Genomic DNA, 26,132 nt, shown 5'->3' on the forward strand with positions numbered 1-26,132 from the left:
AAATCCTTTTCCTACTATTATACTATAATAACCGCTGTATCTTTTGCCATAGAAAAAGGGTGTGAAACTTGAATCTTCCACTTTTAATAGGTTCATGGAACATTCTTTTAAAACATAGATAAGGAATGAGACCTGTTTATGTCTCATTCCTTATCTATGTTTTAAGACCTATAACTCATACTATAGTCACAGCGACAAGGCTGAACTTCCGTTACAGTTATTAATCCTTCTTAGCAATAACGAGTACTTTACCCAGATCCAGCTGCTTCTCATAGAAGCCTGCCTCTGCCTCGGTAAATCCTAGAGATACAATTTTGGCGCGACAGTTCATCGCCGCGTGAGCGGAACAGATTCGCAAAGGCATCGAACACGCCTTCTTCTTTGATGCCTACGTTATTGGCATCTGATGCATCCACAATCCGGCTCGTCTTATCCGAATCGTGAGCCAGCACATAGATCCGATCATTATCGTAGCCGGACTGGCGAAGGTTCTGAACCTCCTGAACCGCCTGCGTACCATTCTCAACGACTTTTGCATAAGACTGTGTATTTGTAAATTCCATGATGAAAACCTCCCCTAATAGTGTAAAACCTAAATTTAGGTTATAGTCCAACTGTTATTACCCATCCTGTTCAAGGTTGAAACAGTTTTATTGACTATAATCGAAAAACAAATCAATTCCTTCAATCTGACCGGTATCCCGATCCACATAAACCTTAAGCGCATTTTGATTCTCGAGATAAACATCTCCGTCCTCGGCTTTAAAATATGGCTTGCCCAAGGATGCCCGGACCCGTTCGGTTGTCATACCTATGCTCTGGTCTTCCACCTGAAAGGAGTCTGCAGAGGGCTTCACATGAACGTATTCGGTATAACCGTTGCGGACACCAACCTCCATGTCTTTATAATGAAGCTTGGTTATCCCGCTCAAGTCTTCCTGTTCAGTTCGGGCCGGCGTTCCCAGCTTACGGATAACGTCTTTCTTGCTATCCGTTAAGGAAATCCCGTTTAATGTCCCATAGCTCTCTACAGAATTGTCGCTAATATGTGCTTGTCCAACATCCGAAGCGGCTAGAATTATAGGCGGCTGCGATATCCCGGCTGTATGCTGTGGCTGTGGCTCTGACACAACACCTCCACCTCCGGAGTAAATCAAGAGCCCTACCATCAACAGTGTGACATTCCACATGCGACCTCCTCCTTTCTTCACCTTACAGAGCTGTAACTTGAATTCGCTCTTTCGATTTATCTGGCCTTTTGACGGCGGAAACTATGCCACAGACCAACGGCTGTATCCACATAGGCTAACCAATTCCGACTGCGTGACTTCTCTTGTGCTTCTGTATTCTGATATACGGCATCATAAGACTGGAACGTGCGGTCTTGGGCTGTCACAGGCACTTCTTGACGAATGCGCGGCTCTTCCTTCTGCTCCACCCTGGACTGCTTGAAGCGGCTGACCATGCCTGAGGAAACCTGCTTCACCGCGTAGGTAACCTCACTTAAAGCCTCTCCCAGGTTCTTGACGGTATCCATTACAGGGTCGATCTGTTTCATCTTATGCTGAACATCCACCGTAATATCGTTTGTATTTCGAATCGTCTGCTTCACTTCGTAGCTCAATTCGTCCACGGTCTTTTGAACTTCCTGAAGTGTTTGTGTTACCTTTTCGAGCGATTGTGTTGCGGCCTTTAAGGTCTTGATCAAGAAGAAGACAAGAACCGCAAACGCTACAGCGATGATGGCAACACTGATTTGTGTTAGCATACGTTGTCCCTCACTTTCCAGTAATGTTTGGTTTTCGATACGCAATAGTTACCCCATCCCCAACCTTACGAAACAAAGGGCATTTGCCAGGAATGCCACCATTCGCCAAGTTGTTTCATCCTCTGCCGCCTCGGTTAAAGAACACTACGAAGGGCGCTGAGGCAACTTGCCAACGCCTCCCTAACGATCCTTCAAATTGGGTATATGCCGCTTCATAGAACATCATGCAATCCCAGGAGCATATCCAATTAAAATCGATTAAGAAAGCAGGGTGAACATTATGTTAAAATGGTCCGTTATTTTTCTAGTTGTTGCATTGATTGCAGGGATCTTCGGCTTCTTCGGTATCGTAGAGGCTGCAGCCAGCATTGCGAAGGTTCTGTTCTTCATCTTCGTTGTCCTGTTTGTGATCTCTCTCTTTACCGGACGCAGACGAAGTATGTGACACTGTCGCATACTTGAAGCCCATGCATTGAACATACACAGAGGAAATGTAAAAAAAAGGGTGTCCTGCCGTAGATAAACGGCTTGGGACACCCTTTTTTTGCTGCGCAGTTGATAGGAATAAGGACTACAGCGTCGCTGCGGCGGCTTCCTGATTACCGGAGGTCTTTGGCTCATCCGCCGGCTTCGTTTTCTTGATGAAGAAAGCCAGAATCAAGGAAACCACACTGATACCTGTAGCAATGACAAAGGCATAGTTAATGCCATAAATGGTTGCTTCGTTTCCAAGCTTAAGCAGATCGGCCTGATTCTTCGGATCAAACAGTCCCGATTGCATCAAGGCTTCCCCCTTGCTCTGTGCCTGGGTAGACATCACGGTAACGAGAATCGCCGTTCCGATCGAGCCGGAAACCATGCGGAGCGTATTCGACATGGCGGTGCCATGAGCGTTCATGCTCCGTGGCAGCTGGTTGAGTCCAGCCGTCTGGATTGGCATCATGAGCATGGACATCCCGAACATTCTTGCCGTGTAGATGATCATAATGTGGTTGTAAGACAGCGTCTCCGTCAGATTGCTGAACTCCCATGTCGTAATGACCGTAATGGCAAGACCGATGACAGCGAGCCATTTGGCGCCGATCTTGTCAAATATCGCCCCCGTAATCGGCGACATGATTCCCATCAGAATAGCACCGGGAAGCATAAGAAGCCCGGATTCTACAGGTGTGAACCCGCGGATCTGCTGTAAATAGATCGGAAGCAGAATCATACCCGCATACATCGCCATCGTAACAATGACATTGATCAAGGTTGTTAACGAGAACATGTTGTACTTGAAAATACGGAACTCCAGCATCGGATTGTCGACGGTCATCTCCCGCCATACAAACAGGATGAGTGCGATCGCACCGACAACCAGCGTGGTAACAACCGGTGCGCTGGACCAACCGTCATTCCCGGCATCACTGAAGCCGTACAGCAGACCGCCAAATCCAAGAGTCGATAAAATGACAGCGAGCATATCCAGCTTAGGTCGGCTGACCTCGGTCACATTTTTGAGGAAGAAGATCCCGATTAGCGTTGCAATAATGGAGAAAGGCAATATCATGTAGAACAACACACGCCAATCATAATGCTCCACGATATATCCTGAGAGCGTAGGCCCGATGGCAGGAGCAAAGATCATGGCGATCCCCATCATGCCCATCGCTTTCCCCCGGTTCTCAATAGGGAAAATGTTCAGAAATACAACGGTCATAAGCGGCATCAGTATGCCCGCGCCAGCTGCCTGAACGAGACGTCCGGTCAGCAGGAATGCAAAGTTCGGGCTAACGGCGCACAGCAAGGTGCCAATCGTAAACAGCGTCATCGCACTGATAAACAGCTGTCTTGTCGAGAAACGCGCGATCAGGTAGGCGGTAACAGGAATCAGCACCCCATTTACCAGCATGAAGCCTGTAGTCAGCCACTGGGCTACCGTCGGTTTGATATTCAAATTTTCCATGATGCTCGGAAGAGCAACATTCATCAATGTCTGATTGAGAATCGCAACAAATGCACCAATCATCAATGCGGCAATGATGGGACCTTTCTTAATGGGCTCGCCGGGGCGAACAGCAGTATAGGTACTCATGTGTAGGTTTCACTCTCTCTTTCTAAGTAAGTTCATGTGATAAACTGTATTGTTCTATGTGGACATCTGACTTTGCATATGTTCGACATTCACCATAATTTTGCGATACAGGATGTTAAGCTGCTTAACCTCTTCGTCGGATAAGAATCCGTATAACAAATGACTCAGTTCGGCGCGCTTCTTGGCCAATTGATCGATCAGATCCAGCCCGCGGGGCGTAATTTCCAGATGGACAACTCGGCGATCCTCGGTATCTCTTATTCGACGCGCAAATCCGCCTTCAATCAGCTTATCGGATATGCCGGTTACTGCCCCGCACGTCACATGAATGGTATCCGCCAAGTCCGACAATCTCAAGGACCCCAGTTCATGAAGTTTCTCCAAAGCGGCATACTGGGTTCTGCCTATTTTAGGAAACCCCTCCTTCTGCCATTCATGATGAACCGTCCGAACCATCTTCTTAAATAGCATCTCCAACTCCAGAATTTCATTCCGCATGGACATGTATTCATTACACTCCTTTAAAGGTCCAGCACTCCTTCAATAGAGACACCCACTCCTTCGCCTCTAAATACTTTAGTACTAAAACATTTATTTCTAAACAATTACTGATTATAGTGGCCGATCTCCACAGTGTCAATCTTTACATATATATTTTTACCATAATGTTTTTCTGAAAATTATGACATTGAATGATAGGTCATCATAAAAAAAAAGACTCAAACAAGATTTCTTGTTTGAGTCTTAAGCCTAGTCTCTAACTTTACTTAAACAGCGACGGAATGGACATCCAATCCATCGTGAAATTCAATTCCAGACCATCGGATAGAAATTTAACATTATTCACTGTTACCAGATCCGGTAAATAGTCCTTCAGCGAAACTTGAATGGGCTCCAGTTGAAACAGATTCTGCGGTACTTCAACGCCCCGGATGGTTGTAGATTGATGAGTCAAGTAAAGATGGCTTCCCTCCGCAGACATTTGAAAGCGAAGCACGGCACCAAAGGGAACGATCCCCCATTTCCCGTTCATATGGGCTGTCATGGTAGTGCCGTTCATCGTGAAATCGGCCCCAGTAATCTCAACACCCAGATTATGGGTGCTTATATATTTTACCATGTTCTTTTTGCTCAATTCCCCGACTTCCTCGGTGCTCAGCAGCATACGAGTATCCCGGTTCGATACCATGGTCATCAACTTGTCCTTGAAATCAACGGAGCGATAACGCATGTCCAGAGACTGTGTAGGATAAACAAACCAGACCGCCGCACCGATGATCACAAGGAGCAGGATAAATATTCCCAATAGGAATCGTCCGGCTCTTTTTTTTCGGCGTACCATCTATAGTCCCCCTCCCATTGGATATCCCTGTAAATACAGGGTTTCTCCCATCTCCAAAGTATATAGGAATCCGTGAAACTTGTCACGATTTGAGAAATGTTCCCAACTTTCTTGGTTCATAACATCCAAATCGTGGTTATTACGATATTGTCAAATCATACTTCGGTCCCAAGGAGGAATTATTCCATGAAAAAAACTCTAAGCATTACTGCAGCCCTAGCACTCACCCTGTCCCTGACCGCCGTAGCCAGCGCAGATCCGATCAGCGGAACGGTATCCGACACAACCGCACCTGCTCCCATCTCGGTAGAAGAGCCGATTATCAAACCTGAGGAAGTTGTACTGGTTCCTACACCTATGATTGAGCTGACCGAAAGAACTTACTTCTATAACGCTCCAAATGGCCAAAAGCTTGGCGCCTTGGGTGCGCAAAAAATCGACACCACCGGCAATCGACAGGATGTCGTGTTTGGCGGGGAATGGGTCGAAGTTTATACATGGCTCGGTAAGGCTTGGATTTATGTAGAGTAATCATCTATGATTAAGGGCTCCTTGATCCATCAAGTATCCCTTGCATATTAAATGGCAGGTCAAGAAATCTTGACCTGCCATTTGTATAACCTCTTATTATCCACCAGACTACGATGACGAAGCTTTAGGCTCAACATGGATGTGAACGCTCATGATATTGTGAATCTTCTCCATCTGCTCTTCTATGCGGTCACTGATTCGATGCCCCTCCAAAACGCTGATATCCGGGTCCACCTCGATGACAACATCCACCAGCACGTGATTGCCGTGAATTCGGGCCTTCATGTCTTTGATACCCTCAACGCCGGGCGTACGGGCTATCGTGCTCCTTAAGTCTGATAAACGATTCTCGTCAAAGCCATCCGTCAGACTATAAGTGCAATCCCTGAATATTTCCCATGCCGTTTTGCAAATAATGACACCAACGGCTACTGCTGCTACCGTATCGAGCCAAGGCAAACCGAATTGAGCGCCAATGATACCGACCGCTGCCCCCACACTGACAAGTGCATCCGACAAATTATCCTTGGCCGCCGCCATGAGCGCCTGATTATCGATCCGTCGGGCCAGGTTCCGATTGTACCGGTAGACACCAATCATCGCAATCGCGCTGATCCCCGCTACGCCGGCAGACCATAGATTCGGCACTTCCTTAGCTCCCTCAAAAAAAGAACGCACGGCTTCAACCAGCACCTGTATCCCGACAACCGCCATAATAAATGAGGCAATTAATGCTGCAATCGTCTCCGCTCTTAAATGCCCGTATGCATGATCGGAATCCGGCGGTTTCTGGGAAATCCGCAGTCCGATCAATACAGCGAGTGATGCCACGATATCCGTAAGGTTATTGAAGCCGTCCGCAAGCAGGGCACTGGATGCAAAAAAATATCCGCTGAATATTTTAAACGATGATAATACGAGATAAGCCGCAATACTGATCCAGGCCCCGCGTTCACCTTGTTTGATGTTGTCATAGGTATTTACCATGCATGTCTCTCCTTTTGCTGCTCCCTATAGGGTTAAAGCATATCCATCATTATCCATATTTAATCCTAATAACGGAAATTCGTGTGGGTCCAAAAGAAACATGATGGCTTTCGTCCAATCCTTCAGTGGACGTAGAAAATGATATTAATCATTGTTACCCTTGCCGGGCGTTTTAAAAACGAATAAAATGAGGACAAGCGAACACGAAGAGGAGGGTGATACTATGCCCGAGAATAATGAGTCACGTAAAGTGAATTTGGCTGATGCCATCAAGCAAAAGCTGGAGCAGAAGAAACAGCAAAATTCAGCCGCCAATAAGCCGGGACAATTCCAGGCTGGATCTGCGCAAAAAATGAAAAGTCAAAACAACAAAAAACCAAACAACCAGCGTCGTCGTACTGGCGGTTCGTAGAGCCAAAGCCCTACAGACGCGAAAAAAAATGCTGTACCTCCAACTTATCCGAGGTGCAGCATTTTTTATTGGAGCGGTGAGGATGAAAGCTGTTAACCATCATCTTCCCCGCCATCTGTTAATTGTAACCTTATGCTTCAACCGGGTACATGCTTTCACGAAGACCCTTAACCTCTTCGCTCTCCAGATACTCGTCATAACTCATGCTGCGGTCAATTACGCCATTCGGCGTAATCTCAATGATCCGGTTCGCAATCGTCTGAATGAACTGATGGTCATGCGAGGTGAACAGAATCGTTCCATCGAAATCGATCAGGCCATTGTTGAGTGCCGTAATGGATTCCAAATCCAAGTGGTTCGTCGGCTCGTCGAATATCAGCACGTTTGCACCGTTCAGCATCATTTTTGCCAGCATGCAGCGAACCTTCTCGCCCCCGGACAATACGCTTGCCTTCTTCAGCGCTTCCTCACCGGAGAACAGCATGCGGCCCAGGAACCCCCGCAGGAATGTTTCATCCTGGTCTTTGGAGTATTGGCGCAGCCATTCCACAAGATTGATATCCACGCCGTCGAAATAAGCGGAGTTGTCTTTCGGGAAATAAGCTTGGGTAGTTGTAACTCCCCAGCTGTATTCGCCCGCATCTGCCTCAGTTTCACCTGTAATGACCTGGAACAGCGTTGATTTCGGCATCCCGTTTGGTCCAACAAATGCGATTTTGTCGCCTTTGTTCACAACAAAGCTGATGTTATCCAGAACCTTCTCGCCATCCAGGGACTTCGTAATGCCATCCACCGTGAGCAATTGTTTACCAGCTTCGCGTTCAGGCTTGAAGTGGAGAAACGGATATTTCCGGTTCGAAGGACGAAGATCCTCCAGCGTGATTTTATCAAGCTGTTTCTTACGGGAAGTCGCCTGCTTCGATTTGGAAGCATTCGCGGAGAAGCGTTGGATAAACGCCTGCAATTCCTTGATCTTCTCTTCCTTTTTCTTGTTGGCATCGCGTTGAAGTTCAAGAGCCAGCTTACTGGATTCGTACCAGAAGTCGTAGTTGCCGACATACAGCTGGATTTTACCAAAGTCGATATCCGCAATATGCGTACATACCTTGTTCAGGAAGTGACGGTCATGGGACACCACGATAACGGTGCCTTCGTAATCCATAAGGAAGTTCTCGAGCCACTGAATCGATTCCAGGTCCAAGTGGTTGGTAGGCTCATCCAGCAGCAGGTTGTGCGGGCGGCCAAACAAGGCCTGCGCCAAGAGAACGCGTACCTTCTCATTGCCGCTCAGCTCTGCCATTTTCTTATCATGCAGCTCGCGCGGAATACCGAGACCAATCAGGAGCGCCGCCGCATCCGGCTCTGCATCCCAACCGTTCAACTCTGCGAATTCGCCTTCCAGCTCACCCGCACGCATACCGTCTGCTTCGGAGAAATCGGATTTTGCATAGAGCGCATCCTTCTCTTTCATGATGTGGTACAGACGTGCATGGCCCATGATAACCGTCTCCAGAACTGGATACTGGTCATATTCATAGTGGTTCTGCTTCAGAACCGCCATCCGTTCATTCGGTGTCATATGAACCTCGCCTTGGTTTGGCTCAATCTCACCGGAGAGGATTTTTAAGAATGTAGACTTACCCGCCCCGTTTGCGCCGATGAGGCCGTAGCAGTTGCCCGGGGTGAATTTTATATTGACATCTTCAAATAGTGCTCGTTTGCCATAGCGGAGCGTTACGCCGCTTGTACTGATCATTAAGCATTACCATCCTTTATCACTATTGGTTTCAGCACATTATAGCATAAGTCCGGCGGTTATCGAAGCTTCTGCACGATATAAAACGGTTTTAAACAAATATAACCTCCTGCTCCCACCAATTTCTCTTGGCAAGCACACAGGAGGCCTATATGGTTCATCCTATTAAAATTTAAAGTGATTAAGATTGTGCACTGCGGCATTCAGGCTGAACCTTGAAGGTTTCTCCGTACTTCAATACGCAAATTCTCTCCTTGGCGATACCGAGCCGCTGGCGTTCCGCTTCCATCCGGTCCAGCGCTTCTCTGGCTGTATCGTCAGCTAGCTTAAACGTACCGTAATGCATCGGAATCATCGTCTCCGCTTTCACATCCATAAACGCCTGCAGCGCCTCTTCCGGATTGACATGCTGTGACGTCATGAACCATTCCGGCTCATAGGCCCCGATCGGCATCAGAGCAAGGTGGATGTTGAACCGCTCGCCAATCAGCTTGAAGCCCTCGAAGTATCCGCTGTCTCCGGCAAAATATACATTCGGCGGAAGCAAGCGGGTATTGGCCTCGGCAGCACCCCCGACTTCACATGAGGATTCATCAGAAGGATCCGGGTCGATCTTCGCGTCCTGCAAAACAGGCTCCATCACGAATCCTCCCCAGTGGGATGTGTTCGTGTCAAACGGCGTGCGCCGTGTCCAGTGCTGAGTTGGCACAAATGAGAATTTCACGTCCCTGATGGTCGTGGATTCCCACCATTTCAGCTCGATGACACGGCGGAAGCCCTTATTCATCATTTTGCGACGCAGACCAATTGGCACAATAATGGTCGTATCCGCACGATACAGCTTGCGGATCGAAGCAATATGCATATGGTCATAGTGAGAATGCGAGATCAAAATAACATCGATTGGGGGAATCTCATGAATGGGAAGTCCAGGTTCTCCAAGGCGCTTGTTAAAACCCATTCTCCGCGCCCATACGGGATCAGTAACGATATTCATGCCTTCATATTGGATGAAGAACGTGGCGTGCCCGATCCAGGTAACGGAGGTTTCGTGCCGGTTGCTATGCAAATACTGAAGATCCGGCGTCAGGTTCGGAATGCAGTAGGAATAATCCTTCTTCTTCTGACGACGTTCGTCGCGCCACTGCTTGAACTGTTTCAGTGTTTTGTCTGTGCTGACGTTATCGATATTGTTATAGCGAATCTTTGGCATGCAGCCTCCTCCTTCCATTACCCATATTTTAACCTGTAATGACCTATCCGCTCAACTTTACGCTTGTTGTTCTTTTTACACCGAATGATTATTTGCGAAACAATCCCTTTGAGTATATAGCTTCAATCCGAAGGATCCTTGTACTTTACAACATAGATCGCCAGAAAGGCTACAGCAGCCAGAACGGTTAGCATCGGTGCGACAAAAATGCTGAAATCCTCCACTTCGCTCACCCTTTCTTGGCGGACTTGCCCCGAATGTAGTTGGCGTCGAACAGAAACAGCCGCATCAGCAGGATCAGCGAAGGAACCAGCACGCAGAAGCCAAGGATGAACGCGGTAATCAAAGCGATCGCCATGGCGTCGTTCGTAATGCTCTCATGAATATGAATGTAATCATAGAGAATGTACGGCAGATGGGAGCGGCCATAGCCATACCAGGCAAACGCAAATTGGAACATAACCATGATAAAAGCGATGCCGAGACGGGTACGTTTCCACACAAGATAGACCGCAATCACGAAGCAGATAAACGATGCGATAAACATCCAGGCGATATCCAGCATGTTTTGAAAATGGACAGGATTCTGATGGTTGATCTGGAAAAACGCGAAAACCGAAGCGAGGATGGTCGGTCCGCTCCAGCCCAGCGCATATCCCCGGACCACGCCGAATGCCACCTCATCCCCCGCGCGCTGCGCGTAATAGGACAAGAACATCGCCGAGATATACAGAACACTGACAAGAGCGAGCAGGATAACCGACCACGTGTACGGGTTCGTAAAGAATGCATACCAGTGCAGCTCCACCTTCCCGTTGTCCACATAGATAATGCCGCCTTCCGAGATGGCTAGTATCGTGGACAGCGCAGCAGGAATGAGGAGGCCCGTTGCTCCGTATAACCCCATGTGTACGATGTTGTTCCCGATCTGGGTGCCATACGTATGATAGGCGTAATAAGCGCCCCGAATCGCCAGCAGCACAAGCGCAAGGCTGCCCGGTACGAGCAGAGCGGTTCCATAATAGTACGCCGCATCCGGAAAGAAACCGACAAGACCGACCACAAAAAAGATCAGGAACACGTTGGTCACTTCCCACACGGGGGATAAGTACCGCTGAATGATGTTATGAATCTTGTTCTCATGTCCGGTAAGAACACTGTAAAAGCTGAAAAATCCGGCACCGAAATCAATCGAGGCAACCAGCAAATAGCCAAACAGGAACGTCCACAGGACGGTTATTGCCACCATGGCATAGCTCATTTGCGGTCTCCCCCTTCGAGTTCAAGTCCCAGCTGCCGGATTTCCTCTTCAGCACTCTTATTGCGGAACAATTGGCTAAGCACCCGGATCGCGGAAATGGAGAGCACCAGATACAGGACGATAAACAGCACCAGCATCCAGCCGACGCTGGAAGAAGTCGTCGCCGCATCCGATACCTTCATATATCCGCGTAAGATCCATGGCTGCCTTCCAATCTCGGCAAGGAACCAGCCCAGCCATATGGCTGTCATTGAGAGAGGCCCTAAAGCCAATATACTGAGCAGCAGCCATTTTGGATAAGGCTTTTTGCCAGGAAGTTTCTTGCGGAACATATACAAGAGCGGTATGAGAACGATCACCGCGCCGCTTGTCACCTTCAAATCAAAAAAATAGTGGACCGACAGGGGCGGTCTTTCATTCTCCGGAAATTCATTCAACCCGATGACCTCCGTGCTGGGACTATTCCCGGCTAATATGCTAAGCGCATAAGGAATCTCCAGTGCATACTTAATCTCATTGTTCTCATCGAGGAAACCGCCGTAAATAAGCGGAGCCTCGGTCATCGTCTCAAAATGCCACTCGGCCGCCGCCAGCTTCTCCGGCTGGTATTTCGCCAGAAACTTGCCGGAGAAATCCCCGATCATCACCGTCGCTACAGCAAAAACAAAGGTGGACACCACCGTCAGTTTCAGCGCTTTTTTAAAATAAATATGTTTGCTCCCCCGCAGAAGGCTGAAGGCCGCTATACTCGCCAATGCCGCAGCGCTGGTGGTATACGCAGAAGCCAGTACATGACTTACCTTGGTTGGTGTCGCCGGATTGAACATGGCTACGAACGGGTTTACATTCGTGAATACACCGTTCACCAGTTCAAAGCCCTGCGGCTGGTTCATAAAAGCGTTCATGCTGGTAATGAAGAACGCCGAACCCGAAGCGCCAATTGCTACAGGGATCAGCAGCATCAGATGGGTCCACTTGTTCTTGAAGCGATCCCACGTGTACAGATATATGCCTAGAAAGATAGCCTCCACAAAAAAAGCAAAGGTTTCCAAAAATAGCGGCAGTGCAATGGCCTTACCGGCAACACGCATAAACGTAGGCCACAGCAGGCTTAGCTGCAGACCGATCGCGGTACCTGTCACAACGCCGACCGCCACGGTAATGACATACCCCCGCGCCCACCGCCTGGCGAGCAATGTATAGTAATTGTCTCCCGTCCGGATCCCCCTCCACTCCGCCAGGGCCAGCATGATCGGAATTCCTACCCCGATGGTTGCCAGAACAATATGTACAAACAGGGTCAGACCGGTTAATATCCGGCTCATCAGTACTGGATCCAGTGAAGACATCAGGTTCACTCCTTGGGTTCTTTTATCCAAAATATTTCATGTAGCGCAAATATCCTTTCACCGCGCCGTACAGCATAATGGCCGCAACGATAAAGCATAGAAGCGCAAGCCTTCTCTCCTGATTCCTGTACATGCGTACGCCAGCCTCCTTATGTATGACAGCCCTCTGCAAGGGTGCTATTCTTCGCAGCGGTTACTCTTTGAAAATAGGAATGGAATACAGCCACCCTTATCAGTTTGACAAACCTTTCCTCTTTTTATCCAAAGTCCGTTCATTTTGTTTGAAACCGCTGCATGATGTTTTTTCCTGCTGGGAAAAGAGGTACAATAAGAAGATAAGGAGGCGATACCATACCATGAAAATTACATTCATTGAACCAACCCCGAGCCCGAACTCCATGATGCTTCATCTCGATGAAACGCTGGAAGCCGGGATACGCAGAACATATACAGTAGATAACGAACGTTCGGCTCCCCCCTGGATCAAGCAATTGCTGCACATTCCGGGTGTGAAGAGCGTGTTCCATACCCTCGATTTCATCGCGCTGGACCGTAAAGGCAATGCCGATTGGCCTTCCATTCTGGGCGCTGTTCAGGAAATATTCGGCCAGGAGGGACTTGCTGCCGGATTAAAAGAAGCCGATGAGGACTTCGCCTTCGGCGAAGCTCAAGTATTCGTGCAGTATTTCCGGAATATTCCGATGCAAATTCGTGTAAAGGGCGGTAACCAGGAAGAACGTATCGGCCTGTCCGAGCGCTTCTCCCAAGCGGTAACTGCCGTGGGAACCGCATCGCTTATCAAGGAACGCAAACTGAAGGAATACGGCGTTCGCTACGGACAGCTTGCCGACATTGCCCGTGACGTCGAGCAGGAGCTTGAGGCTGCATTCCCGCAGGAGCGGCTGGATAAGGTTGTCGCTCAGGCCATTGCCCATGGTGCAAGCGATGAGGACTTCGTCGAGCAGCGCCGGAAGCTGACAGACGAAGAAATGGAAGCTGCGCTGCAGGACGAAGACTGGCGCGTCCGCTATGCCGCGCTGGATGTACTGGAGCCTACCGAGAAACACATCCCGCTGCTTCGCAAAGCGCTTCAGGATCCGAAGATGCAGATTCGCCGGCTCGTTGTTGTGTACTTGGGCGATCTTCGCTCACCTGAAGCGATGGAGCTCTTATATGAAGCGATGCGCGACGAAACGCCAGCCGTGCGCCGTACCGCCGGGGATACGCTGTCCGATATCGGTGATGCTGCCGCTACCCCGGTCATGATCGAAACGCTGAAGGACAGCAGCAAGATTGTTCGTTGGCGTGCTGCACGCTTCCTGTATGAAGTGGGGACCGAGGAAGCCCGTTCCGCTCTTGAAGAAGCTGCGGACGATCCGGAGTTTGAGGTTAGCCTTCAGGCCCGCATGGCACTGGAACGCATCGAATCCGGTGAAGAAGCCGCCGGAACCGTCTGGCAGCAAATGGCCAAGCGGAATCAATCCTAATCGCACAGGAGTCAACCGCGAACCGTCAAAATTAACCATTGCTTCTAGCGAATGATGTGATTTATACTAGGAATCTCTTGCTAGAATTGAATATACAGATAGCCTCATCATTCCAAGATGAGGTAGAGGTTGCAGACATGATCAGTAGTTGTGCCGAGGCGAAGAGAAGCCGGTGAAGCACAGTGAAAGGCATGTCTGCCGAAGTGCAGGGTATGCTCTTGTATCCTGTGCTGGGACCGTTGTCGAAAGAAACGGAACTGTCACGGGGAACTCCCCGTGTTGTGCTATCTTCATGGAGGGTAATGATGCGGATACGATAAAGACCGCAGGTATAGGACCTGTGGTCTTTTTTTCTGGCAGAGCATAGATTTCAAATTTTATTTCTTAGTGTATAGAAGGAGTGTTCGACCTTGAATCGCAAAAAAGCCCCTGCTGCTTCGCTGAAGCCGAGCTTTAAAGCACGCCATATGACCATGATCGCGCTTGGCGGCTCGATCGGAACAGGCCTGTTCCTGGCAAGCGGAACCGCCATTTCCTCTGCCGGCCCGGGCGGAGCGCTTATCGCTTATGCTGCCGTTGGCCTTATGGTCTATTTCCTGATGACCAGCCTGGGCGAGCTGGCCACCTATCTTCCGGATTCCGGCTCATTCAGCACCTATGCCTCCCGGTTTGTCAGCCCTGCCTTCGGATTTGCCGTCGGCTGGAACTTCTGGTACAACTGGGCCGTGACCATTGCCGCCGAGCTCGCGGCCGCAACGGTGATTATTAAATTTTGGTTCCCGGACAGCCCTTCGTTTGTATGGAGTCTGTTGTTCCTCGCAATCATGTTCGGCCTGAACTTTCTGTCCGCCAAAGGGTACGGCGAATCGGAATATTGGTTTGCGATCATTAAAGTGGCAACCGTCATTATCTTCCTTATCATCGGAGTCATGATGATCTTCGGCATACTTGGCGGTGAAGCGGTTGGTTTCACCAACTTCAGCCTGGGCGACGGGCCCGTGCACGGCGGATTCTTTGCACTGGTCGGGGTCTTCATGGCTGCAGGCTTCTCCTTCCAGGGGACCGAGCTGATCGGGGTCGCCGCCGGTGAAAGTGAAAATCCGCGAAAGCATGTGCCCAAGGCCATTCGCCAGGTGTTCTGGCGCATTCTGATTTTCTACATCTTTGCTATTTTTGTCATCGGCATGCTGATCCCTTACACTCATCCAAGCTTGCTTCAATCCGGTGTGGATAATATCGGGGTCAGCCCATTCACTTTGGTGTTTGAGAAGGCCGGTCTGGCCTTTGCCGCATCGGTTATGAACGCGGTCATTCTAAGCTCCGTGCTGTCTGCCGGCAACTCGGGGATGTATGCCTCAACTCGTGTCCTGTATGCGATGGCGAAGCAGGGAATGGCTCCGAAATGGCTCAGCCGCCTGAACAGCCGCGGCGTTCCCGTAGCGGCTCTGATCGTAACCTCCGCAGTTGGCATGCTGGCCTTCCTGGCCTCCTTCTTCGGCGATGGTGTTGTGTATGTGTGGCTGCTGAATGCATCCGGCATGTGCGGGTTTATCAACTGGCTGGCTATCGCGGTAAGCCATTATCGCTTCCGCAAGGCCTACGTTGCCCAAGGAAAAGACCTGAAGGATCTGCCATTCCGTGCGCGTTGGTTCCCCTTCGGTCCCATCTTCGCTTTCCTGCTCTGCCTTGTCGCCATCATTGGCCAAGGTAATTTCAGCGGTGAGATCGACTGGTTAACAATCATTGCTACGTATGTGAGCGTTCCGCTGTTCCTCTCCATCTGGTTCGGCTACCGGTTCGTTAAGAAAAGCCGGGTTGTGCCTTTGAATGAGTGCGATTTAAGCACGAACGTCAATAATAACTAAAGCCAGATATGCACAAAAAGGCTTCCCTCCTTCAATGAGGAGGGAAGCCTTTTTTTAGTGATCGCACTACCATATGATTTGAACTCTCAGATCATCCGTATCTTCAAAAGCATTATGATAGTATTTGATGGAGCCGAGACTGCTCTTCAACTGCAATTGCTGGAGCACATTCACAAGCTCACGCTCGCTGCCTTCAAACCGGAATACGAGCTTTTGGCCGCCTTTAGCCTTGGCCGCCTTAACCAGCGGCTCCAGCTGCTTATAGGAACTGACAATGGAACGGGTATCATACAGCTGATACTCCAAATCCCGCTTGATTTCTTCGTATACCCCTGCCTTCGCACGATCCTTTACGGCCAGCCCGGCCAGCGTGCTGCGATAGAGCGTATCCGCCTTCGGGTAGGATTTCACCCAGGTATGATCGCGGCTCATCTGTTCATCGGTCCGGAGATAGTACGTATAAGACACCTCATTCTCCCGATCCGGCACCGGATCGTTCCACGTTGTGTCCAGATGGTACCATTTGCCGTCCAGCAGAACCAGGTTCCAGGCATGAAGCTGACCCTTGGGATTGTCAGAGGCATAAGCTGTGCCTTCCAGAATTTTGTTCTGAATTCCTGCTTCCCTCAGCAGCTTATGGGTTAACAGGGAATAGCCCTGGCATACCGTGCTGCCGGTATAGAGCCCATCATAGGCCGTATATTTCGTGAGCGTTGTATCATATTTCAAGTTGCGGACGACCCAATCATGGATGGCCTTCACCTTCTCATGATCGTTCATGTCCGGCTTGATGATACGCTTCAATATGCTGTCGGTATGCTGATTAACATAGTCCGTCTGTTCCGCAGTCTCGCGGTAACTCAACCGGACCGTAACATTGGCGGAACTGGATGTTCCACGATAGTCGTAGCTATAGCTTGCGATGGTGTAGTGAATATACGGATCACTGGCCATCGCCTGATCGAGTGCATCTTTAAGCTGTGATTTCAGTGATTTGGTCTCTCCCTGATAAACAAAACGAACCGTTGACTGCCTGTCGCTCATCGCGGTTAACAGCTTCTGCTGAATGGCACTGACCGACTTCACGACCGCTTTGTTGGAAGTAGCATAGACATCACTGAGGTTAGCCGGCTCTGGTACTGCTGCAACGGTTACCGCCAAAGTCCCTATGAACAGTAATTTAACTATCGTTCCTCGGCTTCGTTTCATCGGTACACCCGCCCTTCATCTTCCTCATCCGTATGCACCACCATTGTAACACATAACATCAGGGCTTAAGGGTTCTAGTTTTGTCGACCGGGCACGAATATCAGATATTACCAATAAAATGTGGACAGGAAAGAATCGCTTCGTCCAGCCAGTTTCGACATGCGAACCAGAACCTCTGCAGCTTCCGCACGCGTTACCTCTCGCTCCGGCAGAAACTTTCCATCCACCGCCGGTAGAAGTCCAAGCTTCAAGGCAATCAGCGCTGCTCCTTTGTTAGACACGGCGTCAGCATCCGAGATCCCCTGTACGTCGGTCGGCAGAATAAAGGCTTTGGATAACTTCTCATAATTCAAAATGCGGGTCAGCGAGCTGGCCAGCTCATCTCTTGTGAGCTTGCGGTCGAGCTGCAGCGGACTTTCCGGATCGTACGGAATCCAGTTCTGTCCGAGCAATACCTGAATGGCCTGATAATATGGATGATCCGGCTGCAGACCTGCATAAGGGTCCATCGTGGATCTTCCATACAGCTGTTCGTATGAAGGGCTAACTGCCGCCGCTACCAGCTGATACCATTCGCCAAGGGTAATCTGGCGCTCCGGATATACCTTTCCGTCCTTGTCCGGAACCAATACCCGGTATTTGACCAGCTCCTTAAGGGCTGCTTCTGCCGAATGACCGGCTACATCCGTGACTGCCGGAATATCCTTGCGGCTGATTTCCGGCGTAATATCACGCCATTCCCCGCTCTTGGCGTCAAGCGGCACCGTAATGCCGCCGTAGGCTGCCCTTTTGTGTGTTGCATAATAGATCAGTCTAATGAACGGCTTCGTGATCTCATTACCCATCGAATAACCGCCGTAATAACCATATTTCAACTTCAGATCAATCTCTTTTAAGTATTGGGATCTCGCCTGCTCTGCGCTGATTGCAGGTTTCACGTCCGTTGGCAGCTTGGATAGGACGGCGTCCGAATTCACGTTGAAGTTCTGAATCTGGCCGTTGCCATCGATAGCCAAATTCACGGAATCCCCCATCACGCGGATATCGCCGACATAGCGCTGGAATGAAAATTGATAACTCAGGCCGGTATTGTTCTTGCCCAGTTTATCAACCGACGTCAGTTTCCATTCCTGGCTGGCGTTAGGCACCAGTTTCGTTACGGTATCGAAGGCGAGCTTCTGCGCTGCCTGCTGCGAAATCGGGCTCTTCACCTCAGGGGTTCCGCTGCTGTCATAACGATATCTGCTGTACGAGTAGATCTGACCGGTCTTGGCATCCAATTCCGCAGACACCATCTCCCCTCTCCCCATGGATGAGACGCTGCTGTCAGTCCATCTGATATTCCACGTCTTCGTCTCTTTGTTGCTCCATCGGGTTCCCAGAGTCTTGGACTCTGTTTTCAGGCCAGACGGGAGCTTGATCTGGGACTCCACCCATTGTGCAGCGGCTTCACCGCCGGATAGAGATGCCGTGACAGGCTTGAAGGCCTCCCCGGATGCCGGGATCGTACGGTTCTCTATAGAAATAAGCTCACTCTCTTCCCCTGTGAATCCAATGAACTTCCCTGTATTGGCATCCAGTGAATAACTGGATTGATCGTTAGGTATGTAACCTAAAAAATAATTGCCCTTGGAGTTGTTATATAAGTTCTCAGGCACATAAGCCAAGGAGACTTGGAATTGTTCCTCAAACAATTTGCGAATCGAGGCTTCATCCAACTTCGGTGTTGATGATGGAAACTCTTCTTTGATCTGATTGCGGGAGTAGCTCATGATATTGCCCTGTCCATCCAGCGTGATCGAAATGCTGTTCACATCCGATTCAATCCCGTTGTGTGCCGTCTGAAAATAGAATTCAAACCGGGGCGGACTAAACAAGGCAGCTTGCATTCCAAGATAAGCCTCATTCTCCTTAAAGTCGCTGGTCTTCACGTCCGAGGCGTGACTGGCTATCCATTGAAGCGCCTTCGCCTTCGCCTGTTCTCTTGTTATCACCGGTTTGTCACTCTCATTATTCAGTATACGATTAGGAAGATAAATATTAATAAGTTCACCCGTTACCGCATTGACCTGGGCACTAAAGCCGGAGCTTGAGTTCCCTTTGTTTAACACCAGTTGTATGTCCCATGCGAGCGCGTTGGATCTCATGCCGTCGTCCTCCAGGAACTGCACGTTGGTTACCTTGACGTTCTTCAGTTCAGGAAAAGCCTTCTTAACGATCTCTTCCGCCTGCTTGGACGAAATCTTGGCCCCTTTCGGTATTTCGTTATCCGTTACACTCTCCGAAGCCGCACTCCCGCCGTTGTTGACGGTAGTCGTTACCGTATCGGATACAGCGACGCCGCTCCCCGGAACGGAATTATCCCCCCATACCGGCTGCGCCAAACAGAGCATGGCTGTAGCCGTGACCGCACACACGGTCTTTTTTACCCTTACCTTCTTTTTAACCGATGAATTCACTCGATTCGCTCCCTTCCATTAACTTGAACCTAACCATGCCTTACTTACACATGATGATATCCTTAACAAGTGCCTGTACACGGCAGCAATGACATAACCAAGCTACCCTAAATAATACCATAACTTGTCTATATATTCCTTATGTAGTAAGTTTCCAAAAGATAACCTGCATTGTAAAGGATGAACAAAGTGTAACTATTGAATCGACCCTCTTGGCGATGGTTCATACCTCTCAAACTATACATGCTACAGCCCCTTGGCTGCATTCACAAAAGCAGCGGCGCGACTCGTGATTTCATCCCTATTGCCGGCAACCAGTGCATCCTTGGGAAGCAGCGAACTGCCCAGGCCGACCGCTGCCGCGCCAGCTGCAAAATAGTCCGCAAGGTTATCAAGCGTCACGCCTCCCGTCGCCAGCAGCGGAATATGATGGAGCGGTCCCTGAAGCTCCCGAATGAATTCCAGGCCCAGGCTGGCCGTAGGAAACAGCTTCACGATCTCAGCCCCGGCTGCGTAGGCCGCCACAATCTCCGTCGGCGTCATCGCTCCGGGCCACACATCTATTCCATGCTCTAAGGCATACTCAATGACGGATAGATCCGTATTCGGGGAGATCAGAAACTGTGCTCCTGCACAGACTGCTTCCTTCGCCATCTCCACGTCAAGGACGGTCCCCGCCCCTACATATACAGCACCATCATACCGGGTACGCCAGTCCTCCATAATATGCAGAGCACCTTCGGTATTCATGGTCACTTCCATAAACCGGATTCCCCCCTGGGACAATCCCTCTCCTACGAAGCCTGCCTGTTCTCGGGTAATGCCGCGCACAATGGCAACGATTTTCTCGCGCTTGAGTTCAGCTGTCAGTTTCAATCCCATGCCCTCCCCTTCTTTTTACACGTCCCGCTTTATCCTAAATCGATATAATCCCAAATGCTACATAATGATCACATGTTACAGAGCCTCAAGAACCTGCCATCTGCAAAAAAAGATAATAACAGCCGCGCCTCCAGGAGCCTTATCCAAGCCTCTGCCTCACAATGTCTCCGGGCGAGCCTTCAGCCTGATTCAAGTATATGCCGTCATAAGCGCTCACGCAAAAAAAGCAGGCCAGGAATATCATCCCTGACCTGCGATTCTGTATCCTACATGAATTATCCACGGAATGCGGACAGCGCTGCGCCGAGCTCGCGCGTTGCTCCGTATACGCTCTGATAGAGTCCGAACAGCTTGTCATATACTTGAACCGCTTCAGGATCGGGAGAATAAGCGCGAGCTGGCCGCAAGAACTCCCTTGCGCAATCCTGAAGGCTTGGAAACCAGCCGCAGCCATAAGCTGCAAGCATCGCTGCGCCCATGGCAGGGCCCTGCTCGCTTTCCAGCTTCACGATTTCGGCGTTGAACACATCCGCCTGCATCTGCAGCCAGGTTTCGTTCTTGGCACCGCCACCGATGGAAATGACACGGTCAATTTGCTTGCCCGATGCACGTAAAATATCGATGGATTCACGCAGGGAGAACGTGATTCCTTCCAGTACCGATCGTGCGAAGTGAGGCAGCTCATGTCCTGCGTCCATTCCTATGAAGCTGCCGCGAATGGCAGCGTCCGGATGCGGTGTGCGCTCACCGACAATGTATGGCGTGAAAAGCAGACCATTGCTGCCAGCCGGGATACTCCCGATATCGCTTAACAGCTCATCAAAGGAAACGTCCGGTGCAAAGGTATCCTTGAACCAGGTCAAGCTGTATCCAGCCGCCAAGGTTACGCCCATAATATAGTAGGCGTCCCTCTCGCTGTGATTAAAGAAGTGGACCTTCCCTTCAAAATCCACCTCGCGCCGCTCCTCGTAGGACAGCACCACGCCCGATGTGCCAATGCTGCACATCGTCTGCCCTTCTTCCAGAATACCGGCACCGATCGCGCCGCAGGCGTTGTCCGCGCCGCCGGCAAATACCTTCGTCTCCGGCCGCAGACCGGATTGCCTGGCGATCTCCGGCAGCAGGGTTCCGCACTCGTCGAAGGATTCGACCAGCGGCGGGCAGAAGCTGTGGGGCAGATGGAAGGCATCCAGTATATCCGCACTCCATGATTTTCCCGCCACATCCAGCAGCAGCGTCCCGGCAGCATCGGAATAGTCCATCGCATACTGTCCGGTCAAGCGGTATCGTACATAGTCCTTCGGCAGCAGGAACAGGGCTGCCTGATCAAGCAGTTCCGGTTCAAACTCCTGCACCCACAGAATTTTCGGCAGGGTAAAGCCTTCCAGCGCGCGGTTGCGCGCGATGCCGAGCAGCTTCTCCTGCAAGGTATCCTCAATACGGCGGCATTGCGCCGTTGTACGGGTGTCGTTCCACAGAATGGCCGGACGCAGCACGACGCCCTCTCCATCGACCAATACCAAACCGTGCATTTGCCCGGAGAAACTCAATCCCTCAACCTCGGCTGGAGAGATGTCGTTCCCCTCCATCAACAGACGTAACGACAATACCGTTTTGTCTACCCAGTCCTCCGGCCGCTGTTCGCTGTAGCCCGGCTTCGGCTGGCTCAGCGGATACGCCTCCGAATGCTCGGCGACTACCGTGCCACTGCGGTCCACCAGCACGGTCTTCACCGCACTGGTTCCCAAATCAACTCCGATAACGTAACTCATCTAGATCCTCCTTCGTTTCATCATGAACCGAATATGAAAGGTGTATTGGTTTCCTTGTATGAAATAAGTACACCGGCTTCCCTGAAGGGAGCCGGTGAAGGTTTGAATGTCATAGAACCAACTTGAAGCCAGCATGCATTAGTTTGCAAGAATGTACTGATTCAGAATCCCTTTCAGCATTTCTTGACGACCGGATTCATTCTGACGAGGGGACTCATTGTTCAACGCATATTCTGCAAGGGAAGCCAACGTGGCTTTGCCGGATACAACACTCGCACCGATGCCTTCGTTGAAGCTGCTGTAGCGGTTCGCAATGAAGTCTTCGAACACACGGTCTTCAATCAGCTTCGCTGCCACCTTCAAGCCTTTGGCATAGGTATCCATGCCTGCAATGTGAGCATGGAACAGATCTTCCGGCTCGAAGGATGGACGACGAACCTTGGCGTCAAAGTTCACGCCGCCGCGGCCGAGACCGCCATTCATCAACACTTCATAGAGCGTCAAGGTAGCATCATAGATATTAACCGGGAATTCGTCGGTATCCCATCCAATCAGCATATCGCCCTGGTTCGCATCAAGAGAACCGAGCATGCCATTGATGCGCGCTACACGAAGCTCATGCTCAAAGGTATGACCAGCCAGCGTTGCATGGTTTGCTTCGAGGTTCAATTTAAAGTGCTTGTCGAGACCGTATTTCTGCAGGAATGCAATTGTGGTTGCCGCATCGAAGTCATATTGATGCTTCGTCGGCTCCTTCGGTTTAGGCTCGATCAGGAATTGGGCGTCAAAGCCGATTTCCTTCGCATAATCCACCGCCATATGGAACAGGCGCGCCAGGTTATCCAGCTCAAGACCCATATCCGTGTTCAGCAGGGTCTCGTAACCTTCACGGCCTCCCCAGAACACATAGTTCTCGGCGCCAAGGCGTTTACCAACCTCAAGGCCTTTCTTCACTTGTGCTGCTGCATGTGCGTACACATCAGCGTTGCAGGTCGTGCCTGCGCCATGCATAAAGCGCGGATTCGTGAACATGTTCGCTGTGTTCCACAGCAGTTTTTTGCCGGTGGATTTCATATGATCTTCAATCGAATCTACAATCGTATCAATGTTGCTGTAAAACTCACGCAGATTGCTGCCTTCCGGAGCAATGTCCACATCGTGGAAGCAGAAATACGGAAGGTTCAATTTCTCCATGAACTCAAAGCCTGCTTCTACGCGGGCTTTTGCAAGGTCCATACCGGAGTAGCTGCCCCAAGGGCGAACCGCTGTGTCGGCCCCAAACGGGTCAGAGCCGCCCGCAGTCAATGTATGCCAGTAAGCCATCGCGAAACGGAGATGCTCTTCCATCGTTTTGCCGGCTACAACTTCTGTCGGATTATAAAATTTAAAAGCATAAGGGTTGGTCGATTGGCTGCCTTCGTATTCCACTTTGCTGATGTTGTTAAAATAGGCCATGAATAAATCCTCCTATACCTTATTAAGGTTTGGTTAACGCTTACAAGGCTATCCTAACACAGCTTTTCTACTTTGTCTATTGGTTAAACAAAGTTATTCTTTTACAACTTTTACAAGCCCGATGGTCCCTACTATTACGGCTGCCGTTTGCCAGTGTGCCCCTATGCTCACGTTGTGCCCACGAACTAAAACAGCGGAACCATCCCGATAGATAACAGCGAACCTCGCCCGCAGAGCCCCGCTGTACAAGGGCAGCGTTTCCCCTGTACGACGTTACACCTTGTTGCAATTTCCGAACTTTGCCCCTAGACTATGAGCATATCAAATCTTTAAGACAAATAAATCATCATCAAAGCAAGACTAAAAGGATGAATGCACATGACGAATATTACCGGTGACCAGGCTTTGGTCAAGAAAATTAATACATCGATTATTCTGGATACAATACGTCAGCACGCCCCGGTCTCCCGGGCCAAGGTTTCCAAGTTGACTGGGCTGAACAAGGCCACCGTCTCCAATCTCGTACAAGAACTGAGCAGTCATCATCTGATCCAGGAGATCGGACCCGGAGAATCCAGCGGCGGCAGAAAGCCGCAGCTGCTCCTGTTCAACGGACAGGCCGGTTATGCCATCGGCGTAGAGCTGCGCGTCAAACAAATGACCGCAGTTCTGACGGATCTTGAAGGCCGCATCCTGGCCGAAGACGATAGGCCGCTTGAAGGGCATGACGTTGAATCGGTGACCAGACTCATGGTAAGCATGATTAACGGCCTGATGAGACAGGCCCCACCCTCCCCTTACGGCATCATCGGGATCGGCGTGGGTGTACCGGGCATGGTCGACGGCGACGGCACCGTGCTCTTCGCACCCAATCTGGGTTGGGACATGGTGCCCCTTCAGAAGCAGCTGGAGCACGAACTGGGACTTCCCGTTACCATCGATAACGAAGCGAATGCCGGCGCTCAAGGCGAGCTTCGATTCGGAGCCGGCCAGGATGCCCGCCACCTCCTGTATATTAGCGCCGGCAGCGGTATCGGCTCCGGCATCATTATCAATGGCGAGCTTTATAAAGGCGCCCGCGGGTATGCGGGCGAAAGCGGGCATATGTCCATCGAAGCCGAAGGACGGGAATGCACCTGCGGCAACCGCGGTTGCTGGGAGCTGTACGCTTCGGAGAAATCCTACGACAGCAAAGGTACGGCTCTTCCCTCCAGACGAACGTCCGAGCTTATCCATTACGCCGAGCAGGGCCATGAAGAAACGATCCGCCATTTTGAAGATCTGGGGCGCTTTCTGGGTGTCGGCATTACCAATCTTGTCAATGGATTCAATCCGCAGTCGGTTATCATCGGTGGACCGCTCTCTGATGCCCGGCCCTGGATTGAGGAAACACTGCAGCAGGTCGTCGCCCAGCGAACGCTTCCCTACCACCGGGAGCTGATGGAGATCCGGTTTGCCGAGTTGGGCAGCCGTTCTACCCTGATTGGCGCAGCATATTCTGCCATCTCGCAATTTCTTGGGCCGGTAAGGGTATCCATGCCGATTCATTAAAAATTGACGATATTTTGTCGTAATTAACGCCCTGCATATTAAGGAAAATTTCATGATTTTCCGCTATAATTAATCTCGTCCTGACATTTAAATTATCATTTTCATTATGGGAATGCGTGTGATTGTTATACTAAAGGGAGAGGAACCGCTCAAATGACCTATGTAAGCATTGCGGATATATCGCCAGAAATGTTTGTGACTGTATTGCTGTTTCTCCTAGTTATCGCACCTTTGTTCAGTCTCAGCATTATGCGTTTTTTTCAAGGCAAGAAAAAAAACGGATTCATTCTTCTCGGCTCCGGCGTGGGTGTGTATGTTGTATTTCAGATCATCATGAGTCTGTTCTTTAGCAAATGAACACCCGTTGCAGCATCTGCTTGAAGCCCAAAAAAGTCTTCCTTTCCCTGGCCAGGGAAAGAGCTTTTTTTCTCATATCATGAAACAAGCGGTTCGCTTGCCATAAGGTATCGATGATCTTAAGCTTCCGGATTCAACGCTTTGTTGAACTGAAGTTTGTTCATGCCAAGAATGCGGTGCTCACCAATGATGGTGAGAGGTACTGCACGAACGCCCATATCCCATACTTGTTGAGCAAACTCATCGTTTTGTTCGATGTTGCGCTCTTCAAATTCGATGCCTTGATCGGACAAGAAACCTTTCACTTGTTTACAGTGCGGGCAGTTGTTGGAGGTGTATACAATAACATTTTCCATGGTCGGTCAGTCTCCTCTACTTATGATTTGATTCTATTAGAGC

The 26,132-nt window shown here is 50.1% G+C and carries 24 protein-coding genes, 1 pseudogene and 1 riboswitch; of the genes and pseudogenes, 7 read left to right on the forward strand and 18 right to left on the reverse strand.

Going from position 1 to position 26,132, the window contains the following annotated elements; genetic code table 11:
• Positions 1–220: 220 nt before the first annotated feature.
• The 3 genes and pseudogenes from PVOR_RS26845 to PVOR_RS26855 form a co-directional block, all read right to left on the reverse strand.
• Positions 221–563 (reverse strand): annotated as a pseudogene (locus PVOR_RS26845) (general stress protein).
• Positions 564–650: 87 nt separating this feature from the next.
• Positions 651–1,190 (reverse strand): hypothetical protein, encoded by a 540-nt coding sequence (locus PVOR_RS26850; RefSeq protein ID WP_006212706.1) that lies wholly within the window; start codon positions 1,188–1,190, stop codon positions 651–653.
• Positions 1,191–1,246: 56 nt separating this feature from the next.
• Positions 1,247–1,768: a DUF948 domain-containing protein gene (locus PVOR_RS26855; RefSeq protein ID WP_040681056.1), complete on the reverse strand. Its 522-nt coding sequence runs from the start codon at positions 1,766–1,768 to the stop codon at positions 1,247–1,249.
• Positions 1,769–2,048: 280 nt separating this feature from the next.
• Here PVOR_RS26855 and PVOR_RS29945 point away from each other — a divergent pair, with 280 nt between their 5' ends.
• Positions 2,049–2,213: a DUF1328 domain-containing protein gene (locus PVOR_RS29945; protein WP_006212708.1), complete on the forward strand. Its 165-nt coding sequence runs from the start codon at positions 2,049–2,051 to the stop codon at positions 2,211–2,213.
• A gap of 126 nt (positions 2,214–2,339) precedes the next feature.
• Here the strand turns inward: PVOR_RS29945 and PVOR_RS26865 are convergent, their stop codons facing one another.
• The 3 genes from PVOR_RS26865 to PVOR_RS26875 form a co-directional block, all read right to left on the reverse strand.
• A complete protein-coding gene (locus tag PVOR_RS26865; protein ID WP_006212709.1) occupies positions 2,340–3,845 on the reverse strand; it encodes a DHA2 family efflux MFS transporter permease subunit in 1,506 nt (501 codons plus the stop codon).
• Between the two features lie 54 nt (positions 3,846–3,899).
• Positions 3,900–4,349, reverse strand: coding sequence for a MarR family transcriptional regulator (locus PVOR_RS26870; RefSeq protein WP_006212710.1), 450 nt, complete (start codon positions 4,347–4,349; stop codon positions 3,900–3,902).
• 259 nt (positions 4,350–4,608) lie between these two features.
• Positions 4,609–5,187 (reverse strand): hypothetical protein, encoded by a 579-nt coding sequence (locus tag PVOR_RS26875; RefSeq protein WP_006212711.1) that lies wholly within the window; start codon positions 5,185–5,187, stop codon positions 4,609–4,611.
• Positions 5,188–5,373: 186 nt separating this feature from the next.
• Between PVOR_RS26875 and PVOR_RS26880 the strand changes: the two genes are divergently transcribed.
• The gene (locus PVOR_RS26880; protein WP_006212712.1) at positions 5,374–5,718 is read left to right on the forward strand and encodes a hypothetical protein; all 345 of its coding nucleotides are present in this window, start codon (positions 5,374–5,376) and stop codon (positions 5,716–5,718) included.
• A 108-nt stretch (positions 5,719–5,826) separates the two neighbouring features.
• Here PVOR_RS26880 and PVOR_RS26885 read toward each other — a convergent pair whose 3' ends face one another.
• Positions 5,827–6,705: a cation diffusion facilitator family transporter gene (locus PVOR_RS26885; protein WP_006212713.1), complete on the reverse strand. Its 879-nt coding sequence runs from the start codon at positions 6,703–6,705 to the stop codon at positions 5,827–5,829.
• A gap of 223 nt (positions 6,706–6,928) precedes the next feature.
• Here PVOR_RS26885 and PVOR_RS26890 point away from each other — a divergent pair, with 223 nt between their 5' ends.
• The gene (locus PVOR_RS26890) at positions 6,929–7,117 is read left to right on the forward strand and encodes a hypothetical protein (protein WP_006212714.1); all 189 of its coding nucleotides are present in this window, start codon (positions 6,929–6,931) and stop codon (positions 7,115–7,117) included.
• A 130-nt stretch (positions 7,118–7,247) separates the two neighbouring features.
• On the opposite strand, the gene PVOR_RS26895 is transcribed toward PVOR_RS26890, so the two are convergent.
• The 5 genes from PVOR_RS26895 to PVOR_RS26910 form a co-directional block, all read right to left on the reverse strand.
• Positions 7,248–8,873 carry an ABC-F family ATP-binding cassette domain-containing protein gene (locus PVOR_RS26895; RefSeq protein WP_006212715.1) on the reverse strand — a complete coding sequence of 542 codons (1,626 nt, stop codon included), beginning with the start codon at positions 8,871–8,873 and terminating at the stop codon, positions 7,248–7,250.
• A gap of 181 nt (positions 8,874–9,054) precedes the next feature.
• Positions 9,055–10,086 (reverse strand): MBL fold metallo-hydrolase, encoded by a 1,032-nt coding sequence (locus PVOR_RS26900; protein ID WP_006212716.1) that lies wholly within the window; start codon positions 10,084–10,086, stop codon positions 9,055–9,057.
• A 122-nt stretch (positions 10,087–10,208) separates the two neighbouring features.
• Positions 10,209–10,310 (reverse strand): cytochrome bd oxidase small subunit CydS, encoded by a 102-nt coding sequence (gene cydS / locus PVOR_RS33130; protein WP_006212717.1) that lies wholly within the window; start codon positions 10,308–10,310, stop codon positions 10,209–10,211.
• Between the two features lie 5 nt (positions 10,311–10,315).
• Positions 10,316–11,347: a cytochrome d ubiquinol oxidase subunit II gene (locus PVOR_RS26905; RefSeq protein WP_006212718.1), complete on the reverse strand. Its 1,032-nt coding sequence runs from the start codon at positions 11,345–11,347 to the stop codon at positions 10,316–10,318.
• Positions 11,344–12,696, reverse strand: coding sequence for a cytochrome ubiquinol oxidase subunit I (locus PVOR_RS26910; protein WP_006212719.1), 1,353 nt, complete (start codon positions 12,694–12,696; stop codon positions 11,344–11,346). Before PVOR_RS26910 ends, PVOR_RS26905 begins: the two co-directional genes overlap by 4 nt.
• Positions 12,697–13,052: 356 nt before the next feature.
• Here PVOR_RS26910 and PVOR_RS26915 point away from each other — a divergent pair, with 356 nt between their 5' ends.
• A complete protein-coding gene (locus PVOR_RS26915) occupies positions 13,053–14,183 on the forward strand; it encodes a virulence factor (protein ID WP_006212721.1) in 1,131 nt (376 codons plus the stop codon).
• Positions 14,184–14,298: 115 nt separating this feature from the next.
• Positions 14,299–14,478: riboswitch (Lysine riboswitch) on the forward strand.
• A 172-nt stretch (positions 14,479–14,650) separates the two neighbouring features.
• Entirely contained in the window at positions 14,651–16,048 is a 1,398-nt protein-coding gene (locus tag PVOR_RS26920; RefSeq protein WP_231888095.1) for an amino acid permease, read from the forward strand.
• A 66-nt stretch (positions 16,049–16,114) separates the two neighbouring features.
• Here PVOR_RS26920 and PVOR_RS26925 read toward each other — a convergent pair whose 3' ends face one another.
• The 5 genes from PVOR_RS26925 to xylA form a co-directional block, all read right to left on the reverse strand.
• Entirely contained in the window at positions 16,115–17,257 is a 1,143-nt protein-coding gene (locus PVOR_RS26925) for a transglutaminase domain-containing protein (RefSeq protein ID WP_006212723.1), read from the reverse strand.
• A 107-nt stretch (positions 17,258–17,364) separates the two neighbouring features.
• Positions 17,365–19,716, reverse strand: a complete 2,352-nt coding sequence (locus tag PVOR_RS26930; protein WP_006212724.1) for a YcdB/YcdC domain-containing protein — start codon at positions 19,714–19,716, stop codon at positions 17,365–17,367.
• Positions 19,717–19,962: 246 nt separating this feature from the next.
• Positions 19,963–20,592 carry a bifunctional 4-hydroxy-2-oxoglutarate aldolase/2-dehydro-3-deoxy-phosphogluconate aldolase gene (locus tag PVOR_RS26935; RefSeq protein ID WP_040681062.1) on the reverse strand — a complete coding sequence of 210 codons (630 nt, stop codon included), beginning with the start codon at positions 20,590–20,592 and terminating at the stop codon, positions 19,963–19,965.
• A gap of 281 nt (positions 20,593–20,873) precedes the next feature.
• Entirely contained in the window at positions 20,874–22,370 is a 1,497-nt protein-coding gene (gene xylB / locus PVOR_RS26940) for a xylulokinase (protein WP_006212726.1), read from the reverse strand.
• Positions 22,371–22,508: 138 nt separating this feature from the next.
• The gene (gene xylA, locus PVOR_RS26945) at positions 22,509–23,825 is read right to left on the reverse strand and encodes a xylose isomerase (protein ID WP_006212727.1); all 1,317 of its coding nucleotides are present in this window, start codon (positions 23,823–23,825) and stop codon (positions 22,509–22,511) included.
• Between the two features lie 378 nt (positions 23,826–24,203).
• Here xylA and PVOR_RS26950 point away from each other — a divergent pair, with 378 nt between their 5' ends.
• Entirely contained in the window at positions 24,204–25,376 is a 1,173-nt protein-coding gene (locus PVOR_RS26950) for an ROK family protein (RefSeq protein WP_006212728.1), read from the forward strand.
• Positions 25,377–25,529: 153 nt separating this feature from the next.
• Complete coding sequence (locus tag PVOR_RS26955; RefSeq protein WP_006212729.1) at positions 25,530–25,733, forward strand: hypothetical protein; 204 nt, start codon at positions 25,530–25,532, stop codon at positions 25,731–25,733.
• 119 nt (positions 25,734–25,852) lie between these two features.
• Here PVOR_RS26955 and PVOR_RS26960 read toward each other — a convergent pair whose 3' ends face one another.
• Positions 25,853–26,089 (reverse strand): glutaredoxin family protein, encoded by a 237-nt coding sequence (locus PVOR_RS26960; protein WP_006212730.1) that lies wholly within the window; start codon positions 26,087–26,089, stop codon positions 25,853–25,855.
• Positions 26,090–26,132: the final 43 nt, after the last annotated feature.

Origin of the sequence: Paenibacillus vortex V453 (assembly GCF_000193415.1) — a bacterium.
Taxonomy (GTDB): Bacteria; Bacillota; Bacilli; order Paenibacillales; family Paenibacillaceae; genus Paenibacillus_AQ; species Paenibacillus_AQ glucanolyticus.

What these genes read in the sequence shown, in the direction of transcription:
- PVOR_RS26850 (WP_006212706.1), bottom strand. Translation starts at nt 1,190, where the DNA reads ATGTGGAATGTCACACTGTTGATGGTAGGGCTCTTGATTTACTCCGGA.
- PVOR_RS26855 (WP_040681056.1), bottom strand. Translation starts at nt 1,768, where the DNA reads ATGCTAACACAAATCAGTGTTGCCATCATCGCTGTAGCGTTTGCGGTT.
- PVOR_RS29945 (WP_006212708.1), top strand. Translation starts at nt 2,049, where the DNA reads ATGTTAAAATGGTCCGTTATTTTTCTAGTTGTTGCATTGATTGCAGGG.
- PVOR_RS26865 (WP_006212709.1), bottom strand. Translation starts at nt 3,845, where the DNA reads ATGAGTACCTATACTGCTGTTCGCCCCGGCGAGCCCATTAAGAAAGGT.
- PVOR_RS26870 (WP_006212710.1), bottom strand. Translation starts at nt 4,349, where the DNA reads ATGTCCATGCGGAATGAAATTCTGGAGTTGGAGATGCTATTTAAGAAG.
- PVOR_RS26875 (WP_006212711.1), bottom strand. Translation starts at nt 5,187, where the DNA reads ATGGTACGCCGAAAAAAAAGAGCCGGACGATTCCTATTGGGAATATTT.
- PVOR_RS26880 (WP_006212712.1), top strand. Translation starts at nt 5,374, where the DNA reads ATGAAAAAAACTCTAAGCATTACTGCAGCCCTAGCACTCACCCTGTCC.
- PVOR_RS26885 (WP_006212713.1), bottom strand. Translation starts at nt 6,705, where the DNA reads ATGGTAAATACCTATGACAACATCAAACAAGGTGAACGCGGGGCCTGG.
- PVOR_RS26890 (WP_006212714.1), top strand. Translation starts at nt 6,929, where the DNA reads ATGCCCGAGAATAATGAGTCACGTAAAGTGAATTTGGCTGATGCCATC.
- PVOR_RS26895 (WP_006212715.1), bottom strand. Translation starts at nt 8,873, where the DNA reads ATGATCAGTACAAGCGGCGTAACGCTCCGCTATGGCAAACGAGCACTA.
- PVOR_RS26900 (WP_006212716.1), bottom strand. Translation starts at nt 10,086, where the DNA reads ATGCCAAAGATTCGCTATAACAATATCGATAACGTCAGCACAGACAAA.
- PVOR_RS26905 (WP_006212718.1), bottom strand. Translation starts at nt 11,347, where the DNA reads ATGAGCTATGCCATGGTGGCAATAACCGTCCTGTGGACGTTCCTGTTT.
- PVOR_RS26910 (WP_006212719.1), bottom strand. Translation starts at nt 12,696, where the DNA reads ATGTCTTCACTGGATCCAGTACTGATGAGCCGGATATTAACCGGTCTG.
- PVOR_RS26915 (WP_006212721.1), top strand. Translation starts at nt 13,053, where the DNA reads ATGAAAATTACATTCATTGAACCAACCCCGAGCCCGAACTCCATGATG.
- PVOR_RS26920 (WP_231888095.1), top strand. Translation starts at nt 14,651, where the DNA reads ATGACCATGATCGCGCTTGGCGGCTCGATCGGAACAGGCCTGTTCCTG.
- PVOR_RS26925 (WP_006212723.1), bottom strand. Translation starts at nt 17,257, where the DNA reads ATGAAACGAAGCCGAGGAACGATAGTTAAATTACTGTTCATAGGGACT.
- xylB (WP_006212726.1), bottom strand. Translation starts at nt 22,370, where the DNA reads ATGAGTTACGTTATCGGAGTTGATTTGGGAACCAGTGCGGTGAAGACC.
- xylA (WP_006212727.1), bottom strand. Translation starts at nt 23,825, where the DNA reads ATGGCCTATTTTAACAACATCAGCAAAGTGGAATACGAAGGCAGCCAA.
- PVOR_RS26950 (WP_006212728.1), top strand. Translation starts at nt 24,204, where the DNA reads ATGACGAATATTACCGGTGACCAGGCTTTGGTCAAGAAAATTAATACA.
- PVOR_RS26955 (WP_006212729.1), top strand. Translation starts at nt 25,530, where the DNA reads ATGACCTATGTAAGCATTGCGGATATATCGCCAGAAATGTTTGTGACT.
- PVOR_RS26960 (WP_006212730.1), bottom strand. Translation starts at nt 26,089, where the DNA reads ATGGAAAATGTTATTGTATACACCTCCAACAACTGCCCGCACTGTAAA.